Here is a 5,468-nt window from a genome sequence, read left to right as displayed (position 1 = left end):
TACACCTGCTTATAATTACGCCCTCTTTATAACACTGGACGAGTAGGAAAGCGGCTGAATCCACCTCCCTGCTAAGGAGACGTACTGGCAACGGTACCGAGAGTTCGAATCTCTCCTCGTCCGCCACCACATCAATTTAATCTCCTCTAACACAATCCAAAAATACAAATACAAACCCCTTAAATAGGTACTTTAAAAGCTATTTAGCCTCTAATACCCATTTATCCTATTCAACAACATCCGACTTTTTAATGTACCTTTTAATGTACTTTCGTATAATGTACCTCATCAATACCTAAAAAAACTCTCCAACTACTGTAGATCATAACACCGATTGTAAAGATAAAGGAAGATAAAAAAAGAAATTCTTTCATTCGAAGATTGTAGCATAAAATGAAGATATCCACCCAACCTGCCATTTTATAGGCAAAAAAAAAGGCAAGAGCAATAAAGCCCCTGCCTTGTATCTTTTATCCGGTAGCTAATCGGAAAGAGACACCTTCTTGATTACGATGAAAGTATAACACAAAATCAACCGCATATTACGAATATTAAAAATAAACGCTTTTTTAAAATGTCGGTAAACTTTTAATAATTTGACGAAAAAAGTTTTAAGAGTTATTTGCGAAGTATCGCCCTATCCCCTCTACCAAACCATCCACCATGAATCGTTGATATTTTTCATCAGCAATAAGTGCCGATTCTTCGGGATGACTAATATACCCCACTTCCAATAAAACAGCCGGCATTTGTGCTCCGACCAAAACCCAAAATGGTGCTTCACGAACACCGTTATCATGCACACCGCCAAACTGCTTACGCAAACTGCCCAGCATCCCTTTTTGGAGGTCAATAGCAAGCTTGTTAGATGCAATAATTTTCTCTTTGTTCAAAAAACTCAAAAAACTGAGTTTTCCGTACTGCCCCATTTCCTCGATCTCTTCAGAATTTTCTAATGCTGCCACTCTCATCGATCGCTCACTCCGTGTCGGGGAAAGAAAATACGTCTCGATCCCTTCTGCGGCATTGGGGTCTGAAGTTTTTGGAATAGAGTTAGCATGTACTGAGATAAATAAATCAGCTTCTTTAGTATTAGCGTATTTAGTTCGATTTTTGAGTTCAATAAATGTATCATTATTACGTGTCATATAAACCGTATAGCCTTGATCACGTAGTTTTTCACTGAGCTGTTGAGAAATATTTAAAACAATCTCTTTTTCCATAAATCCGTTTCCAACTGCACCACTATCTTTTCCACCATGTCCCGGATCAATCACAATAATTTTTTTACTACGATCACGAGGAGTAATTGCAACCAAAGGTGGAAGTGCTGCGATGAGTGGCGGTTCTTGTACTTCTGCTTTAATAAGCGGCACTGTTGTAAGCGGTGAAGTTATTTTTGGTGATTCAAGTGAAAGATCAATATAAAGGATTGAACCTTTTGTGATAGGCTTGATTGCAATAGGATGATTGTGTTCAAATACCAATCGAAGTGTTTTAGAATCAAACTGAGCCATTTTAATTCGGTTAATATCATGATGTTCTAATGTTTGTGTTTTAGATAAAAGTGAAGAATAAATATCAACAATGTAACGAAAACGCTGTTTGTCCGTTTCTATAATTTTAGAAATCTTAACTTCAGAAAGGCTAATTGCTGTATCAAAAATCAGTTCAAGCCCATTATCTTTCCATCGGCTCTCCAGTAAATGACGACGCGTCGTCATTGATATCTCATCAGTATTAGTATCTATTTTCACTATTTTTTCAGGTTCAGAAGATGTAAATTTGGTTACAACTAATGCCGGCTTAAATGTTTTATCGTAAATTACAGATGGAACACTAGACGATACCCCTGATAAAGACACAGGTGTTTCATTGATAGAAGGAGCTTTTATAATAGGCTCATTTTTTTTCACGGACGTTATAATTTTTGCTAAATCTGCTTGATATTTGCTAACATCAATCCCCAGTTTTTCTCCACCTCGAATAATTCCTTCTAAAGCTTCGGTAGCCAATGGTTTATTTTTATCTAAAATAGCACGTAAATAAAGAGTTTTAAATTCATTATAGCCACGAAATTGTTCAACTTCATCATTGCTTTCCAATGCTTTTTTTGCCAAATCCAAACGACTATTTTCATTTGCACCTATGGCAATAGTAACCACTAAAAAAATGAAAAGTAGTATACGAATCAGCACTCCAAAACTACTCCCCGAGAGTCAATTTTTCTATTAACTCTTTGACAGAAATAATTTTGTCAATACGATAGCCATTACTTCCAGAAAAGAATAATCCAAACTCTTTATCTCCTAAATACGCATCGCTCAGGCGATCAGCGATACAAAATCCAACCTCTTTCGCTTCTACGCCGCGATTACACGGAGCGACACAGTTAGAGATACATTTGATCGAAGGACCGGTTCGGGTATCGATGAGATCGCGTAGATTTGTTCTGACACCGCGCGCAGGATAACCGACCGGAGATTTCATAAGAGTGATGTCCTCTTCTTTGGCATCGATAAGAACCTGTTTGAAGTTTTCATGGGCATCACACTCATGTGTTCCGATAAAACGGGTTCCCATTTGAACACCTGACGCACCCAAGGCTATCATTTTATCAATATCGTTTTTATCCCAGATTCCCCCTGCGGCAAAAACCGGAATATTTCCCCATAACGCCGCTTCTTCGACGACAGGAGCTACAAGATTTTCGAGTTGGTACTCTTCCATCGCGCACTGCTCATAGGTAAACCCTTGGTGTCCGCCGCTCAGAGGTCCTTCTAAAATCACCGCATCAGGAAGACGGTTATACCGTTTTTGCCAACGTTTGCAGATGATAGAGAGCGCTTTGGGGGATGATACGATCGGTACCAATGCGACATCGGGATAATCGACCGTAAACTCCGGCATATTGGTCGGTAATCCTGCACCTGTAATGATGATATTGACCCCAGCTTCACACGCATCGGTTACGACTCTGCCGTAATCGTTGATCGCGTACAAAATGTTACACGCCAACGGTGCATCGCCGCAAATTTTACGGGCATTTTTGACAATCGCATCCAGCCCTTTTTTCGAGTAGAAATTCTCAGCATCCAGAGGACGGTTAGCTATGAGTTTATCTGCGTAAATCTTATCTTCATAATATCCCGTACCGACCGAACTAATAACCCCAAGTCCTCCCTCTAAAGAAACCGTCCCCGCGAGTTTATCCCAACTGATACCAACACCCATTCCACCTTGTACGATAGGGATCTTAATGGTATGCTTACCTATTTGAATTGGTTTTAAGCTCATTGGGTTACCTTTAATCGCGCAAATTTTCGTTTTCCCACTTGAAGGATGTATTCACCCTTTTCTAGTTGGTATTGCTCATCGCTTAGTTTATTTTGATCGATTTTAACAGAGCCTTGCTTAATCTCGCGACGGGCTTGTGACGTTGAAGGACTAAGGGAACAGTCAACGAGTGCTTTTGCTACCCAAATCGGCCCTTCAAGAGAAAATTCATCCATTTCACTCGGAATTTCACTTTGGGCATGAACTCGTTCAAACTCAGCTTGGGCACCTAATGCCGCCTCTTCAGAGTGAAATCGTGTAGTGATCTCTAATGCGAGGGATTCTTTTACTTTTTTCGGATGGAGTGAGCCGTTTTCGACACCCACTTTTAGCGCTTCAATCTCATCAAGACTGAGCGCACTCAAAAGCTCAAAATAACGCCACATTAACGTATCACTGATACTGAGAATCTTTCCGAACATCTCGTTTGGCTCATCGGCTACTGCGATGTAGTTATTCAACGATTTAGACATTTTTTGAACGCCGTCAAGCCCCTCTAAAATCGGCATCATTAATACCGATTGTTCTTTCCCGATCTCATAGACACGTTGCAGATGACGCCCCATCAGAAGGTTGAATTTTTGATCCGTCCCGCCGATTTCAACATCACTTCTAAGGTGAACACTGTCGTATCCTTGTAAAAGTGGGTACAAAAACTCGCTGATCGAGATCGAGATACCCGCCTTATGACGTTTATCGAAATCGTCTCGCTCCAACATACGGGCTACATTATAGGTCGTAGTGAGTTCCAACATCCCCGCCGCACCGAGAGGATTAATCCACTCCGCATTAAAAACGACGCTCGTTTTTTCAGGATCAAGAATTTTAAACACTTGTTCTTTGTAGCTTTTTGCGTTCTCCTGAATTTGTGCGGGAAGGAGTTTTTTACGGGTTTCACTTTTGCCGGTCGGATCACCGATCTGTGCCGTGAAATCACCGATCAAAAACTGGATATGCGCCCCGAATTTTTGAAATGCGGCGAGTTTTTGCAGCAACACTGTATGCCCTAAATGCAGATCGGGGGCGGTCGGATCGAATCCCGCTTTAACCGTATAGGTTTCCCCTTTTTCAAAAAAGTTTTTTAACAATGTCTCAAGGCGTGCCTCATCGATAATCTCGGCAGTTCCTCGTCTGATCTCTCGTAATGCTGTTTGAATCATGATTTATCCTTGGCTTCGGTACGCGTCATCGGTCCGAAAAAATTGTATTATTTTCCCTTTTTTCTCTAACTTGGAGCGGAGGCGATTAATATCCGCTTCGAGAGTTTGAAACTCCATCTCGCAGTATTGTGTATGTTCTGATTTTTCTTTTCCTAATTCGATAGAGTTGATATCTGCCCCCATTTTTGCCATATAAGTGAGTAAATCAGCAAGTACCCCTTTCGCACTTTGCATACTGATAATGAGGTGATAACGGTAGTAGTGTTGAGATTTCCATCGTACAAATACCATCGGTTCCCTACGATCAATCATACCAGCAGCATTTTTACACATTTTATGGTGAATATGCGCTTTTCCTTCATGCATAAAAGCGACAATTTCATCCCCTGTTTTAGGATGGCAACAATAATCAAAGACAGCATCACTGACACTGTTATTAGAATAAACTTCCAATGAGGCAAATACGTACGGTTTAACTTTAAAACGATTTCGAGAGAGAAAGCTAAAGCGATTATTTTCACCTAATTCCTGTGTAAAACGATTAACTGTTTCTTTGAGTAAATCAAGCTCACTCGGGATACGATGACGCTGTTCTTCTAAATGTGTTTCGCTGAATAACTCTTCAATACGCATAATATCCATATTAAAAAGAGTGCTTAAAATATTAATCCCTGATTCAGTATCAATCGCACGAATACGCTGATTGCAGTTAGCCCGCATACTCGCTTTGGCACGAGAGGTTTTTACCGCATCAATCCAACTGCAACGATTGATTTTTTTAGAAGCCGTCGTGATTTTAACGATATCACCGTTATGCAGTTCACTCAGAAGAGATGCCTTTTCTTTGTTGATCAAACACCCCTCGGCACTATCTCCAATCTCGGTATGTATTGCATATGCAAAATCCAGGGCCACCGCACCGCGAGGAAGAGTAAACGGTTTTCCTTTCGGAGAAAAAACACTGATATCTTC

4 protein-coding genes and 1 tRNA gene are annotated in these 5,468 nt (G+C 40.5%); 1 reads left to right on the top strand and 4 read right to left on the bottom strand.

The genetic code is table 11. The features are described 5' to 3' along the window. The first annotated feature begins 36 nt into the window (after positions 1 to 36). A tRNA-Ser gene (locus WA010_RS05540) sits at positions 37 to 126 on the top strand. 485 nt (positions 127 to 611) lie between these two features. Here WA010_RS05540 and WA010_RS05535 read toward each other — a convergent pair. The 4 genes from WA010_RS05535 to WA010_RS05520 form a co-directional block, all read right to left on the bottom strand. Continuing rightward, positions 612 to 2,198, bottom strand: coding sequence for an N-acetylmuramoyl-L-alanine amidase family protein (locus WA010_RS05535; RefSeq protein ID WP_422556150.1), 1,587 nt, complete (start codon positions 2,196 to 2,198; stop codon positions 612 to 614). 7 nt (positions 2,199 to 2,205) lie between these two features. Continuing rightward, positions 2,206 to 3,297, bottom strand: coding sequence for a nitronate monooxygenase (locus tag WA010_RS05530; RefSeq protein WP_422556149.1), 1,092 nt, complete (start codon positions 3,295 to 3,297; stop codon positions 2,206 to 2,208). Beyond that, the gene (gene tyrS, locus WA010_RS05525) at positions 3,294 to 4,496 is read right to left on the bottom strand and encodes a tyrosine--tRNA ligase (protein WP_422556148.1); all 1,203 of its coding nucleotides are present in this window, start codon (positions 4,494 to 4,496) and stop codon (positions 3,294 to 3,296) included. Before tyrS ends, WA010_RS05530 begins: the two co-directional genes overlap by 4 nt. A 3-nt stretch (positions 4,497 to 4,499) precedes the next feature. After that, positions 4,500 to 5,468, bottom strand: a 969-nt coding sequence (locus tag WA010_RS05520; protein ID WP_422556147.1) for a TGS domain-containing protein, incomplete at its 5' end; no start/stop codon positions are given.

The organism is Sulfuricurvum sp., assembly GCF_049305995.1.
Lineage (GTDB): Bacteria > Campylobacterota > Campylobacteria > Campylobacterales > Sulfurimonadaceae > Sulfuricurvum.
Note: the sequence above shows the minus strand (reverse complement) of the source record. Positions and strands in the feature narration are given on the sequence as shown.